Below are 14486 nucleotides of genomic sequence, written 5' to 3'. Positions count from 1 at the left end.
GGCTCAGCGGACGATGCCGAACAGGACGGCCAGCGGGATGGAGGAGAAGCCGACGGCGAGCAGGATCGACGCGGCGGCGGCGAACTTCCTGAGCGCCGGCGTGTAGCGCGGGTGGCTGAGGCCCATCGACTGGAACATGCTCCACGCGCCGTGGTAGAGGTGCAGCGCGAGCAGGCCCATCGCCACCATGTAGGCAATCGCCACGGGCGCCGAGCTGAAGCCCTTCACGACGTTGTCGTAGGCGTCGAGCGGCACGAAGTCGGGGTGCACGGTGCCCGTCGTCAGGTGCAGCAGGTGATAGAGGATGAACGCGGCGAGGACGCCGCCGCTCAGCAGCATCGTGCGGGCGGCGAGGTTCGGGTGCCTCTGCCCCTTCACCTGGTAGCGGACCGGCCGGGCAGCGCGGCTGTGCAGCGCGAGCGATACGCCCGTGTAGACGTGGACGATGAGGGAGGCGAGGAGGAGCAGCCGCGTCCCCCAGAGCAGGGAGGGCGTCCCGTGGAGGAAGGCGGCGTAGTCGTTGAACTTCTGCCGGCCGAGGAAGACCTGCAGGTTGCCGGCCATGTGGCCGATCACGAAGCCGAAGAAGACGACGCCGCTCAGCGCCATCGCGAACTTCTTGCCGACGAGATCCCGGTAGAAGAGCGCGATGCGCTGGGCCCTGGTGGGGAGAGTCGATGGGGCAGCAGTGGGGCTCATCGCTCCCCTCCTTTAGTGGCGTGCGAACGCGTTCGCCAGAGGGAATCTCGCGCTCGATCGCGGAAGATTTTGCGGGCGTCGGCCGCAGATCTCGGCCCGAGGGAGGCGCGCTGCCCGCGGCGTTCGCGGCGGGGCGGGCGGGGCGCGGAGGATGGGCGTCAGGCGGCGCGCGGGTCGTGCGCGCGTCTTACCTTGCGACCGTAAAACGCCAGCGCGAGCTCGATCGCGAAGATGCCGATGGCCTGCTCTTCCTGGCTGGTGAACGCCGGCAGGCGCGCGTCGCGGAGGACGACGAGGCCGCCGATGGAGCGCTCGCCCAGGCGGAGCGGCGCCACGATGGCGGCGCCGAAGCGCTCGCCCTCCGCGGTACAGAGCAGGTCGGGCGCGTCGTCCGCCGACAGGCGGACGGGGGCGAGCGCGCCCTCGACCTGGCCGGCGAGCCGCGCGATGAACGCGGCAGACACCTCGGCGCCGGAGGCCGCCTGGTAGAGCGCGGCCCCGTGGTCGAGCGCCAGGGAGAGCGCGGCGCTCGTTGTATAGACCACCTTGGCCGCGAGATCCACGGCGCGTTCGGGGAAGTCGTCCCGCGAGAGGGACGCGACAAGGGCGGCGCTCGCCTGGTGGACGGCCGCCACCGCGTCGAGGTGGGTGCGCAGCATGGCCGCCTCGAGCAGCCGCTTCATGTTCTCGATGTCGTACGGCTTCTCGAGGATGTCGTACGCGCCGCTCTGCATGCACTCCACGGCGGCCTGCGCGCTCGAGCACGGGGCGCCGACGATGATCTCGAGGTCCGGGCTGATCGCCTTGAGCGCGGCGATGGTCCCGGCGCCTTCCATGCCGGGCGCCCTCACGTCGGCGATCGCGAGGTCGAACCGGCGCGCCTTGACGAGCTCGATCGCGGCGAGGCCGCTCTCGGCGCAGGTGACGTCGAAGCCGCCGTCGCTGAGCTCGACCGCAAGCCTGTCGAGGACCCTCTTCTCGGCGTCTACCACCAGCACATGGGGTCGGGCCTGGCTCACTGATGCCTCCTCCTCTGGTTACAAGGGGTGCCGCGCCGCCTGCCGTCCGGCGCCGTCGCGATCGCGCGATGACCACGCCGGTCGTGGCCGATGTCGCCCCACCCGGCGGAGCCCCCTCCGGTCTCTACCAGCTGTCCAAAGTTCGCCTACAGTCCAATAGAACCGGGTTTCCAGCGAAACGGAAGCCGAAGCGGCGTTGACGCGGTCCTCCTTGAACAGGGCGAGGCGCCGCGCGCCCGGCGCGGATGTGCTCCGGTATGCCGATTCCTGTGGGCCGTGTGAGCGTGCGTCGCAGGGAGAGAGCGCGCGGGCCGCGCGCGTCTTCGGGCCTGTTTCGCGAGGAGCGGCGGTGGTCGCGCGCCGCACGGCGGAGAGGATGTGGTCGGTGCGCTGCTCGCCGCCGCGGGCGACGTCCGTCGCGCCGATGGCGGCGCGGTCGCGCCGCGCTGGGCAGCGGGTCCGCTGGCGGCGCGCTCCACGAGGAGGCGCTCGAGCGGGGAGCGGGCCATGACGTCGGCGCGGCGGGCGCGATCCCGAGCGTGAGCGCGCGTGCGCGTCGTCGTCGCGCGCGTCGTCGTCGCCCGCGTACGCGTCGTCGTCGCGCGCGTGCTCGTGCTCCGTCCTGGTGCGCGCGCGCGTGCTCGTCCTCCGTCCGCGTGCGCGTTCTCGTCCCCGTCCTCGTGCGCGTGCGCGTGCGCGTGCTCGTTCTCGTGCGCGTTCTCGTCCCCGTCCTCCGTCCCCGTCCCCGTCCTCGTCCTCGTCCTCGTCCTCGTCCTCGCGCGGTCGCGTCGCCTTCGCCTCCATGCGCGTGGCGCGTCGACCTCGCATCGTGGATCTCCGCGGTGGCGCCGCGCGCGCATCGCGCAGCGTCGCCTCGAGCAGCGCGGCCGCCGCGGCGCACGGGCGCTCCGCGTTCCCATCGCGCGCGGCGCGTTCCCATCGCGCGCGGCGCGTTCCCATCGCGCGCGGCGCGTTCCCATCGCGCGCTCCGATCCGAGCACTCCGCGCCGACCTGGACGACCGACGCTCCCCCGGCGAGCGCGACGTCGATCTCCCGCCCTCCTGCCGTCCCCGGCCGTCCCGCGCGCCCGCACGGCGGACGATCGGAGAGGGGGAACGGACCGGCGGCGGCCGCTCGCGACCGGAAGGCCGGAAGAAGGTGGGGAGAAACTCGAATCATCTTCTCGATGTCCTCCCTTCGTCTGGAACATGAAACCTCCCAGACACAGTTCTGTTGTCAGGGCTTCCCCGAACACCTCTCCGAAGCTCCTGGCGCCCTGTCGACCACGTTCCTCCTGTCCCCGACGACAGCGCATGTCCGCGTCGTCCCCCGACCGTTGTGGGCGTTACGGGACTTGCTGCCATGGTGTCGATGAAATGACATGTCGCTTGACGGGAAAGCGCAGCTCGGTTCAGCTCGTCGGGCGGCCGGGGGGTCGCGGAGGGGGTCCGATGTTCATCGTCAGGAAGGGCGAAGTTCCGCTGTTGTCCCGTTGGGTGAAGGAGGCGACCTCGCGCCTGCTGGAGCGCTATGACGGCACCCCGTTCGAGCTGCGCTTGTGGGGCGGCGAGCGGCTGCGCTTGGGCGCGGGCGCGCCGGCGTTCGCCGTGACGTTCCGGACGCGCCGGGCGCTCTGCGAGGCGGCGCTCCGGGGCACGCTGGGGCTCGGCGAGGCGTATGTCCGGCGCGAGGTCACGTTCGACGGCGATCTCGAGGACTCGCTCGCCGGTCTGTTCCAGCTCGCTCGCTCGGTGCGGTCCGTGGACGCGCGCTTGCCGCACCTCGCGCCCGCGCTGCCGTCGTTCGAGCGCGGCCTCTCCGGCGTGCTCGACGCGCTCCGGCTCGGGCTGCTCTCCGGCGCGGCGAAGCGCGAGCGGCTCGCCGTCGAGCGCCACTACGGGCTCGGCAACGACTTCTACCCTCTTTACCTCGACAGGCGCCTCCAGACCTCGTGCGGCTACTTCCGGTCTCCGGGCGAGGCGCTCGACGACGCGCAGGCGCACAAGATCTCCGTCGTCGCGCGGAAGCTCGCGCTCCGGCGCGGGCAGCGGCTCCTCGATCTCGGCTGCGGGTGGGGCCACCTCATGTTCCACGCGGCGGAGACCTACGGCGTGCAGTGCCTCGGGATCACGCTCTGCGAGAACCAGGCGAGGTACATCCGCGAGCAGGCCGCGGCGCGGCGGCTCCCGGTCGAGGTCCGCGTGATGGGCTGCGAGGACCTCGAGGGCGAGCCGCGGTGGGATCGGCTCGTCTCCTTGGGCTCGATGTGCCACGCCGGCGCGCGCCGGATCGAGGTGTTCTACGACAGGGTGAAGGCGCTGCTCGCCGAGGGCGGCGTCTGCCTGCTCGAGAGCGTCACCCGCGAGCAGGAGTCGCCGCGGACTGACCCGTTCGTGCAAAAGCACATCTTCCCGGGGTACTGGCCTCCATCGGTCCAGGGGATGGCGGCGCGCGCCGCCGCGCGCGGCCTCGACGTGCTCGACGCGGAGAACCTGCGCCGCCACTCCGCGCTCACGGCGCGCTGCTGGCGCCGCAACTTCCTGGACAACCGGGAGAAGATCGAGCGGATCACCGGCTTCGACGGCGCGTTCCTGAGGACGTGGGAGTTCTACCTGGCCTGCGCCGCCGCCGCGTTCCGCAGCGGGCACCTCGGCGCCGTGCAGATGGTGCTGTCGAACGGGGCTCCGCGCGACTACCCGCTCGCGCGCGAGCCCCTGTACGCCGCGGAGGAGCCGTCGCTGCGGGACCGCGCGCCGATCGTCCCGGCCGTGCAGTTCAGCGCCTGGGGCGCCGCCGCGCCGTCCTGATCCCGGAGGCGCGCCGTCCCGTCGGCACGCGCGCCCCCCGCGCGGAAGAGCTTGTGAACCCCGCGCGGCCAGCTATCAGCTAGAGCATGAGCGAACGGCTGCCGGCCAGCGCCCATCGCGGCGCCGCGCCCTCGTGGTCTGCGTCGCGCCCTCGCCGCCCGGCGCGCGCGGGCAAGGCCGGAAGCGCGCTCCTCGCGGCCGCCCTCTGCGTCCTGCTCTCCTCGTGTACCCAGATGCGCTACATCGCGCAGGCGGGCCTCGGTCAGCTCTCGATGGCGTGGAGCGCCGAGTCGCTCGAGGACGCCGTCGGCGACGCCCGCAGGCCGTGGCGGACGCGCGCGCTCTTGCGCGAAGTCCCGCACATCAAGCGCTTCGGGGAGCGCCACGGCCTCACCGCGACCGACAATTACCGCACGTATGTCGAGCTCGATCGCCCGGCCGCGGTCTGGGTGGTCAGCGCGTGCGAGCCGCTCCGGTTCCGCTCCAAGACGTGGAGCTTCCCCATCGTCGGCACCGTTCCGTACGTGGGGTGGTTCGACCTGAAGGCCGCCAAGGAGTTCGCGGCGCCGCTCAAGGCGGCCGGCTGGGACGTCGACGTGCGTCCGGCGGGCGCGTACTCGACGCTCGGCTGGCTGGAGGATCCGGTCCTGTCCACGATGATCTCCAGCGGGGACGAGGCGCTCGGCGAGCTCGCCAACGTGGTGCTGCACGAGTCGCTGCACGCGACGCTCTACCTGAGGGGCCAGACGAGGCTGAACGAGAGCCTCGCGAGCTTCGTCGGGGACGAGCTCGCCAAGCGCTACCTGGATGAGCGGGTGGGCCCCTTCTCCGCGGAGAAGACGGCCTACATGCGCGAGCAGGAGCGGAGCGAGGCGCGGGCGAACGCGCTGCACGACGCCTACGTCCAGCTCGACCGGCTGTACGCGTCCTCGGCCTCCGAGGCCGAGAAGCGGGCCGAGAAGGCGGCGGTGCTCGCCCGGCTCAAGACGGAGATCGGGGCGCGCCGCTCGCTCAACAACGCGTCGCTCGTCCAGTTCCGCGTCTACAACTCGGGGGACGAGGAGCTCCGGGCCCTGCTCGCGACCTGCGGCGGCAGCTGGCCGAGGTTCCTGGGCGCGCTGCGGAAGCTCGAGCGCCACAGGTTCTCCGCGCCCCAGGAGAACGTCGGCCAGGTGATCGAGCCGCTGATCCGGGCCGGGTGCAGGTAGGTGCCGTGCGCGCGTAGGGCCGTGTGCGGCATTGCGCGCGTGCCGACCTGCGCGCCGCGTGCCGCGGTGCGCTGCGCGCGCGTGCGGTGCTGCGCGCCGCGTACCGTGCTGCGCGCCGAGGACAACGTGCAGCGTCAAAATCCGCTGCGGCGCGTCGCGCGGAGCGTCCGGCGTCCTTGCAATCGTGCGCTCTCATGGCGCATTGCAATGCGGTCTGCCCCAGGCGGGTGGACAATTACTTGTCCAGGTAAGAGTTCCGTTCTGGATCTGAACCCATCCGTGGATCGGACCAGTCCCTGCGGAAATGTATGACGGGCATCGCACCTCCGGGCGGTGCGCCCCGCGGCTGGCGACGGGCTTCTGCGGGTTTTTTGGCCGTTGGGGCCCGGTCGTGCGGGGGCATCGAGGTTGGCCCGCCGGTTGCTGAATGTATCGGCCAGATGTCGCTCCCGTTCGCTGCTCGGTTTCATGGGGCCTCGGCGGGGGCGGCGCCCCTGGCACATCGTTCGCAGTGCAAGCCCCAGTCGTTGGGGGGCGCCGAGCGAGGTGATCGGCGGCATCTCTGCCGAGCGATCGTGACCCCGCCGCCACCCGGATGCCATGGACCTGCTGTCGGCTCCTTGTTGATTGACTTGTCGCCGGACGCCGGCGGAGAGCTTCGGTTCGCGTGATGATAGCCGCCTTGCGGGGCGATTAAGGAGGGATGAACGAGGCGCGCGCGACGCGCGTCGCCAGGTGAGATGGCTTAACGTGATCAGCTTGTCGATCTTGGTTCGAGCTTCTCTTACTCTCTTGCAGCTCTCGACTTCGACTCCGCTTCATCGCTTCGCCTCCCCTTGCCCTTGCCCTCTGCTTCGCTTGAGCTTGCACCTACGGTCTCTGGTCTGCGCTTGATCCTTTGCTTCTCCTTCTTCTTTCGCTTTGACTCGCTTCTTTGATTGTCTTAACGTCTCGCTTCGACTTTGCTTCCCCTTCGCTCGTGCTTTCTTGCTTGGATGCGCTTCGCATCGCTTTCCTGGCTTTCCTGACTTCTCTCTCGTGACCGCGGGTCTTTCAGGTCCCTCCGGTGGATCCCCCCTCCATCGGCGCTCCTGAGCGGCTCCGGTGGGTCCGCGGCTGCGGACCTCAGGCCGGCGGGCTCTCCCGACCGGCCTTTCTTTTTTTGTGCACACGGGCGCCGCCGTACGCGCGCCAGGCGCGCGTACGGCGGCGCCCGCACGGTGGCCGAACCGCTCGACCCGGCCGCGGAAATCCACTAACGACGAGCCCTCCGAACGATCCGCGTGCCCTCCTCGCCCTCGCGGGGTCCCGTCGAGGGGGCGTGGGGAAGTGCCAAAGTGGAGGGCGGGACATGATGCAGGGGCACGGTGGGCGGGGGCAGGGCGTCGATCTCACGAATTGCGCGGTGGAGCCCATCCACATCCCCGGGCGGATTCAGCCGCACGGAGCGCTGCTCGCCCTCTCGCCCGGCGATCTCGTCGTCCGCCACGTGAGCCTCAATGTCGGCGCCGTGCTCGGGAGCGGGCCCGAGGGCGTCCTCGGGCGCCCGCTCCTCGACTTCATCGCGCCCCTGGCGGGCGGAGATCTCGAGTCCATCCTCCGGTCTCCGGATCCCGGCGCGCTGAACCCGCTGAAGGTGACCGCCAGGGGCGAGGGCGCGGCGGCGTGGCTCGATGCCATCGCGCACCGGGCGGGCGAGCGGCTGATCGTGGAGCTCGAGCCGCTCGATCCGCGCGAGCTTCCAGGCGACGTGTCGTTCTCGAGCGTGTACCGCGCGATCCACGCGGCGATCGAGCGGATCCAGTCGGCCGAGGGGCTCTTCGACGCGTGCGAGGCGACGGCCGAGGAGATCAAGCGGCTGACCGGCTACGACCGGGTGATGATCTACAGGTTCGATCGCGACTGGAACGGCGAGGTCATCGCCGAGGCCAGGGCGGCGGACATCGAGCCTTACCTCGGGCTGCGCTATCCGGCCTCCGACATCCCGCCGCAGGCGCGGGAGCTCTACCTCCGCAACTGGCTCCGCATCATCCCGGACGTCGACTACCGGCCTTCGGACATCGTGCCTTCGCCGGAGGCGCCCATCGATCTCAGCTTCTCCCAGCTGAGGAGCGTCTCGCCGATGCACATCCAGTACCTCAAGAACATGGGGGTCGGCGCCTCGATGAGCGTCTCGCTCATCCGCGAGGGGGTCCTCTGGGGGCTCATCGCCTGTCACCACCGCACGGCGAGGCCGCTGTCGTTCGAGATCCGGCAGGGCTGCGAGCTCTGCGGGAGGTTCCTGTCGATCCAGCTCGCGGCCAAGGAGAAGCTCGAGGACAGGGGGCACAAGCAGGCGCTCAAGGCCCTGTCGGACGAGATCGTCGCGGCGGTGTCGCAGCGGGAAGATCTCATCGTCGGGCTCGCCGAGAGCGCCGGAGCGCTCATGAGGCTCGCGGACGCGCCGGGCCTCGCCCTGCTCCACGGCGAGGAGGCGACCGCGCTCGGCGCCGCGCCCGCGCCGGACGAGCTCCGGCGCCTGTACGCGTGGCTCCGGCGCACGGTCGCCGATCGGCCGGTGTTCCACGCCGAGTCCCTGTCGCGGGTCGACCCCGACTTCGCCCGCGTGAAGGACGTGGCGAGCGGCGTCCTCTGCATCTCCATCCCCGAGCCGGAGCCCTGGTATGTCGTCTGGCTCCGGCCCGAGGTGATCCAGACGGTGAGCTGGGGCGGCAACCCCGAGAAGCCGGTGGAGAGCACGGCCGAGGGCGCGCTGCTCGGCCCCCGGCGCTCCTTCGCGCTGTGGAAGCAGGTCGTCGAGCAGACCGCCGTCGCCTGGAAGCCCGCCGAGATCGAGGCGGCCGAGCTGCTCCGGCGCGCGCTCATCGAGCTCGACCTCACGCGGCAGGTCGAGCGGGAGAGGGCCGCGCGCGCCGCGGCCGAGCGGAGCAACGCCGAGCTCGAGCAGTTCGGGTACATCGTGGCGCACGATCTCAAGGAGCCGATCCGCGGGATCAAGTCGTTCTCGACCTTCGTGATGGAGGACGACGGGGCGGCCCTCTCGGCCGAGTCGCAGGGCTACCTGCGGCGCATCGGCGACCTGGCCGGGAGCACGATGGAGCTCATCAACTCGCTTTACGAGTACTCCCGCGTCGGCAACGTGGATTTCTCCTTCGGGGAGGTCGACCTGAGCGAGGTGCTGGCCGACGTCGAGCGGCGGCTGTCCGGCTCGCTCCTGCTGCGCGGCGCCGAGATCCGCGCGCCGCGCCGGCTCCCTCGGGTGGTCTGCGACCGGATCCGGATCGGCGAGGTGCTGGCCAACCTCATCTCGAACGGCCTCAAGTACAACGCGAGCCCGAACCCCTGGGTGGAGGTGGGCTTCGACGAGCGCTCGGAGCCCACCGTCTTCTACGTCAGGGACAACGGCGTGGGCATCCCCGCGGACGAGCGGCACCGGCTGTTCACGATGTTCGAGCGGCTCTCGACCGCGGCGCAGTACGGCGAGGGGACCGGCTCGGGGCTCGCCATCACCCAGCGCATCGTCGAGCGGCACAAGGGGAAGATCTGGGCGGATTCGCCCCCGACCGGGGGTACGACGTTCTACTTCACGCTCGCCGAGGCGCCGCCCCCCGCCAGCCGGTGATCCCGGGCGCGGCCGTCGCCCGGCCAGGGCCGGAGCGCCGCTATCAGAGGCCGTCGTCGTTGGGCGCGCGCCGGGGGTGGACGGTGGCAGAGACGATCTTCCAGTCGCCGTCGACCTTCTCCAGCCGGAGCGCGACGGGCAGCTCGTCGCGCCGGGCCGGGTGGCCGTGCCGGGCGCCCGTGACGGTCGCGGTGGCGGTCACCTCGGCGGTCATGCCGGCCGGATCGACCTGGATCTCCGTGTCGCCGAAGCTCACGTCCGCGGTCTGGTAGACGACCGCGGCCTGGGTCGCGGCCGCGGCGAGCTCGTCGCGGCCGCTGAGCCGATCGCTGATCTCGACGACGCGGGCGCTCGCCTCCTTCGTGAAGATCTCGGCGAACTCCTTGCGGACGCGGCCGTGGCGCACCAGCGGGTTGCGCTCGCCGTCGTCGATGCGCACCGCGTCCGCGAGCTGGGCGAGCCGGTCGCGGATCCGGTCCTCGTCGGAGGGAGAGAGCAGCAGCGCCACCGCGGCGAGGACGGCGCCGAGGGCGATGAGCCCGAGCGGGAGCCAGCGTTTCATGCGGGAAGTATAGGCGACGGGCGCCGCGCGAGCCCACCCGACCCCGGATTGAGCGCGGCAGCGCGCGCCGTCGCCGGCGCCGCGGGGATCCGCGCGATCGCGCCCGCTCAGGCGGTCGCGGCGAACACGGCGAGGACGCCCACCCGGAGGGCGGTCAGGACGGCCTCGCGGAGCCGCGCAGAGCCGAGCACCTCTTTCCAGAGATACCCCGCGATGCCGAGCGACTGGGCCCGCGTCAGCATCATCGGCGCCGGCTGGCCCGTGATGAAGATCACCGGGGCCTCGGTGATGCTCTTGAGCTTCTCGAGCAGCTCCAGGCCATCCATGTCGGGGAGGCGGTAATCGAGGATGATGCAATCGGGCGGGCTCGTCCGGCACACCTCGAGGGCGGCCTTCGCCGTCGGCGCCTCGATCAGCGTGACGTCGATGTCCGCCCAGTCCCGCAGGTAGCGCCCGTAGATCGTGCGATCGATCTCGCTGTCCTCGACGAGGAGAATCACGGCCTTCCGGAGCGCCATGGGCACCACTGTCCTTTGTCCAACCGTTGGACGCAAGTTGGACGTTGCACGCAGCGCGTGGGGAACCACCCCGAATACCGCGGGGGCATCCCCCGATACGATAGGCCTCGTCGCTAGCGCCCGACGATCGGCTCGAGGCACCGGTCGCGCGCGTCGCGCAGCGCGCTGAGCTCGACGTCGATCACCGCGCCGCCGCCCGCCGCGATCGTGAGCCGAGCCCCGCCGGTGGTGCCGAGCTCGGTGCAGGGCACGCCGGCCTCCCTGGCCCTCCGGGCGACCTCGGGGGCGTCCTCGGGCCGGACGCTGACGACGACGCGGCTCGGGGCCTCGCCGAACAGCGCCTCGGCGAGCTCCTCGCGCGCTCCATCGTTCGGCCCCTCCGGCAGCCGCACGCGGGCGCCCACCAGGGCCGCCGGGTCGTCGGCGGCGGCGCAGCACTCGCCGAGCGCGATCGCGAGCCCGCCGTCGGAGACGTCGTGCGCGCTCTGGAGGAGCCGCGGCCGCGAGCGCGCCAGGGAGAGGCAGAGCCCCTGGAGCCGCGCCTCGCGATCGAGATCGATGGCGGGGCTCGGCCCCTTCACCTCCCCGGTGTGGCGCGCGACGTACTCGGAGCCGCCGAGCGGGCCGCCGCGCGGGTCGCCGAGCAAGAGCACCGTGAGGCCGGCGGCCGGGAACGACGCCCGCAGCACGTCGCCCGCGTCCGCGACGAGCCCCACCACCGCGACCGTCGGGGTGGGCAGGATCGCGCGGCCGTCGGTCTCGTTGTAGAGCGACACGTTGCCGCTCACGACCGGCACCGAGAGCGCGCGGCACGCCGCCGCCATGCCGTCGATCGCGAGCGCGAACTGCCGCATGATCTCCGGCCGCTCCGGGTTGCCGAAGTTGAGGCAGTCGGTCAGGCCGATCGGCTCCGCGCCCGCGCACACCACGTTGCGGCACGCCTCGGCCACGGCCATCGCCGCGCCCTGGAACGGGTCGAGCTCGCAGAGCCGCCCGTTGCAGTCGCTCGAGAACGCGAGGAGCTTCTCGAACCGCTCTCCGTCCTTCTCGCAGGGGACGCGCACCACCGCGGCGTCGCTGCCGGCCCGGACCTCGGTGCCGCCCCGCACGATCTGGTCGTACTGCCGCCACACCCACGCGCGGGAGCCGAGGTTCGGCGAGCCCGCCATCGCGAGGAAGAGCTCGGACCACGAGGCCGGCGCGGGGAGGGTGCGCGGGTCGAAGGCCCGGCGCGCCGGCAGCGTGGCGTCGTCGCGCTGGGGGCGGTCGTACTTCGGCGCCGCGTCGGTCAGGAAATCGACCGGGAGGTCGCAGACGACGACCGGATTGCGCGGGGTGCTCGCGGCCGCGGCGCCGAGCGGGTCGTAGCCGGGCGTGGCGCGCACGACCCAGCGGCCCGTGTCGGTGACCTTGCCGATGATCGCCGCGTCGAGCTCCCATTTCGTGCAGATCTCGATGACGCGCGCCTCGCACCCGGGCTTCGCGACGAGGAGCATGCGCTCCTGCGACTCGCTGAGGAGCATCTCGTACGGGGTGAGCCGGGCGGCGCGCCGCGGGACCAGGTCGAGGTCGAGGTCGAGGCCGCTGCCGCTCCGGCCCGCCATCTCGACCGACGACGAGGTGAGCCCCGCGGCGCCCATGTCCTGGACGCCGACGAGCAGGTCCTCGGCGAAGATCTCGAGGCACGCCTCGAGCAGGAGCTTCTCCATGAAGGGGTCGCCGACCTGGACCGTGGGCCGCTGGCTCGGGCCGCCCTCGGAGAACTCGTCCGAGGCCATGGTGGCGCCGTGGATGCCGTCGCGCCCGGTCTTGGCGCCGACGTAGAGCACGTTGTTGCCGATGCCGCTCGCGCGGCCGTAGAAGATGCGGTCGGTGCGGACGACGCCGCAGGTGAAGGCGTTGACGAGGATGTTGCCGTCGTAGGCGCGGTCGAAGAAGAGCTCGCCGCCGACGGTGGGGACGCCGATGCAGTTGCCGTAGCCGCCGACGCCCGCGACGACGCCGCGGAGCAGCTGCGGGGTGCGCGGGTGGTCGGGCCGGCCGAAGCGGAGCGAGTCGAGGTTGGCGATGGGGCGCGCGCCCATCGTGAAGACGTCGCGGAGGATGCCGCCGACGCCGGTGGCGGCGCCCTGGTAGGGCTCGATGTACGACGGGTGGTTGTGCGACTCCATCTTGAAGACGGCCGCGAAGCCGTCGCCGATGTCGACGACGCCGGCGTTCTCGCCGGGGCCCTGGATGACGCGGGGGCCGGCGGTGGGGAGGCGCGAGAGGTGCACGCGCGAGCTCTTGTACGAGCAGTGCTCGCTCCACATGACGCTGAGGACGCCGAGCTCGGTGAACGTCGGCTGCCGCCCGAGGCGCTCGCGGGCGCGCTCCCACTCGCTGGCCGAGAGCTTGTGCGCCTGCGCGAGGGTGAGGTCGACCGGCGGGTCGCCGGGGAAGGGGGTGGGGGCGGCGGGCGGAGGGGCGGCAACGACGGCGCTCATCGCGGGCCTAGCTAGCGCAAGGACGCGGGGAGGGGAAGCAGGGGAGCGGGCCTCGCCGCGCAGAGCGGGGCTCGCCCGCTGCGGATCCGGGCCCAGACCGGCGTTTTCGGCGCGCAGGCGTGCTCCAGCACGCCCGGGCCCGCCGAGCAGAGCGGGGCTCACCCGCACAGGAGCCGGGTCCAGATCGGCGTTTTCGGCGCGCAGGCGTGCTCCAGCACGCCGAGCACCGAAAACGTCGAGATGGGCCCGGATCCGCAGCGGGTGAGCCCCGCTCTAGGCGTCTCGTTTGACGAGGAGGGCGGTGAGGTCGTCGATCTGCTTCGCGGAGCCGGCGAAGCGGCGCACCTCGGCGAGGAGGGCGCCGAGGATGTCCGAGGTGGGGCGCGCGTTCAGGCGGTGGATGAGATCGCCGACGCGCTCCTTGCCGAACACCTGCCCGGCGGCGTCCTGGTACTCGTAAAAACCGTCGGTGAGCAGGACCAGGAGATCGCCCGGCGCCATCACCAGGGGGGGCGGCGGGGGGAGGTCGAGATCCTTGAACATGCCGAGGGGGACCGTCGTGGGATCGCGCCAGACGACCTGGCCCTCGGCCGCCCGGTAATGCAGGAGCGGGCCCTGCCCGGCCGCGTGGTAGCGGAGCTGGTGCGTGACCGGGTCGAGGATCCCGAGGAAGGCGGTGATGAAGCGATCGTTCGGCAGATCCTCGATGAGCTGCTGGTTGATGTGGTGCATCAGCGCGTCCATGTCGGCCGAGAGGCGCAGGCCGATGCGGAGCATCGCGCGGAACTGCGTCACGCTGAGCGCGGGGCCGATGCCGTGGCCGGCCGCGTCCGCGAGCAGCAGGAGGAGCGGCGACATGTCCGCGCGCTCGTCGAGCCGGATGACGTCGTAGATGTCGCCGCCGGTGTCGTCCGCCGGCTTGCTGAACGCCGACAGCGAGTATCCAGGGCAGCGCGGGAGCCGGCGCAGGAGGATGTTCTGCTGGATGTCGCGCGCGATGGTGAGGTCGTGCTCGAGCTTGATCTTGATCATCCGCTCCTCGAGCAGGAGCGTGCGCTGCACGGCGACGGCCGCCTGCGCCGCGAGCAGCTCCGCGACGTCGCGCTCGTCCGGGCCGAAGTGGCCCACCGCCGAATTCAGCATCTGCAGCACGCCGACGAGCTTGTCGTCGAGCCCGATGAGCGGCACCGTGATCAGGGATTTCGTGTGATATCCCGTCCGGCGGTCGATCTCCGGATTGAACCGCGGGTCGGTATAGCAATCGTCGACGACGATGGTCTGGCGCTTGCGCGCGCACTCGCCGGCGATGCCCTTGTCGATGCTGACGCGGATTTGCGTCTCGCCCGTGGCGACACGCGAGTAAAGCTCTTTGGCCTCGGCGTCGTAGAGGAAGACGCTCCCGCGGTCGGCGCCTATCACCTCCCGCCCCGTCTTGATGATGAGCTCGAGCAGCTCGGTGAGATCGCACGGCGCCGCGAGCTTGCGCGAGACGTCCAGGATCAGGATGAGCGACGACGCATCGATCAGGGAGGGAGTGCCCACGCGCATGCGGCCCGAGAGTGTG

Annotated in this window: 9 protein-coding genes; 3 read left to right on the top strand and 6 right to left on the bottom strand. The window is 71.6% G+C overall.

The annotated features are described in order from the left end of the window. Positions 1–3 precede the first annotated feature (3 nt). Positions 4–699: a succinate dehydrogenase cytochrome b subunit gene (locus WME98_RS09905; RefSeq protein WP_437314778.1), complete on the bottom strand. Its 696-nt coding sequence runs from the start codon at positions 697–699 to the stop codon at positions 4–6. Between the two features lie 158 nt (positions 700–857). After that, entirely contained in the window at positions 858–1718 is an 861-nt protein-coding gene (locus WME98_RS09900; RefSeq protein ID WP_437951081.1) for a response regulator, read from the bottom strand. A gap of 1485 nt (positions 1719–3203) precedes the next feature. Here WME98_RS09900 and WME98_RS09895 point away from each other — a divergent pair. From WME98_RS09895 to WME98_RS09885, 3 genes are all read left to right on the top strand, one after another. After that, positions 3204–4526: a class I SAM-dependent methyltransferase gene (locus WME98_RS09895; RefSeq protein WP_437951080.1), complete on the top strand. Its 1323-nt coding sequence runs from the start codon at positions 3204–3206 to the stop codon at positions 4524–4526. Between the two features lie 86 nt (positions 4527–4612). Then, the gene (locus WME98_RS09890) at positions 4613–5734 is read left to right on the top strand and encodes an aminopeptidase (RefSeq protein WP_437951078.1); all 1122 of its coding nucleotides are present in this window, start codon (positions 4613–4615) and stop codon (positions 5732–5734) included. A gap of 1351 nt (positions 5735–7085) precedes the next feature. Continuing rightward, positions 7086–9356 carry an ATP-binding protein gene (locus WME98_RS09885; RefSeq protein ID WP_437951076.1) on the top strand — a complete coding sequence of 757 codons (2271 nt, stop codon included), beginning with the start codon at positions 7086–7088 and terminating at the stop codon, positions 9354–9356. Positions 9357–9399: 43 nt separating this feature from the next. Here the strand turns inward: WME98_RS09885 and WME98_RS09880 are convergent, their stop codons facing one another. The 4 genes from WME98_RS09880 to WME98_RS09865 form a co-directional block, all read right to left on the bottom strand. Then, positions 9400–9918, bottom strand: coding sequence for a nuclear transport factor 2 family protein (locus WME98_RS09880; RefSeq protein ID WP_437951075.1), 519 nt, complete (start codon positions 9916–9918; stop codon positions 9400–9402). Between the two features lie 107 nt (positions 9919–10025). Then, on the bottom strand, positions 10026–10436 hold the full coding sequence (locus WME98_RS09875; protein ID WP_437951074.1) for a response regulator: 411 nt from the start codon (positions 10434–10436) through the stop codon (positions 10026–10028). A gap of 113 nt (positions 10437–10549) precedes the next feature. After that, positions 10550–12922 carry a phosphoribosylformylglycinamidine synthase subunit PurL gene (purL, locus tag WME98_RS09870; protein WP_437951072.1) on the bottom strand — a complete coding sequence of 791 codons (2373 nt, stop codon included), beginning with the start codon at positions 12920–12922 and terminating at the stop codon, positions 10550–10552. Between the two features lie 273 nt (positions 12923–13195). Then, on the bottom strand, positions 13196–14470 hold the full coding sequence (locus tag WME98_RS09865) for a SpoIIE family protein phosphatase (protein ID WP_437951071.1): 1275 nt from the start codon (positions 14468–14470) through the stop codon (positions 13196–13198). Between the last annotated feature and the right edge of the window lie 16 nt (positions 14471–14486).

Source organism: Sorangium sp. So ce296 (genome assembly GCF_051529605.1).
Taxonomy (GTDB): Bacteria; Myxococcota_A; Polyangia; order Polyangiales; family Polyangiaceae; genus Sorangium; species Sorangium cellulosum_D.
Note: the sequence above shows the minus strand (reverse complement) of the source record. Positions and strands in the feature narration are given on the sequence as shown.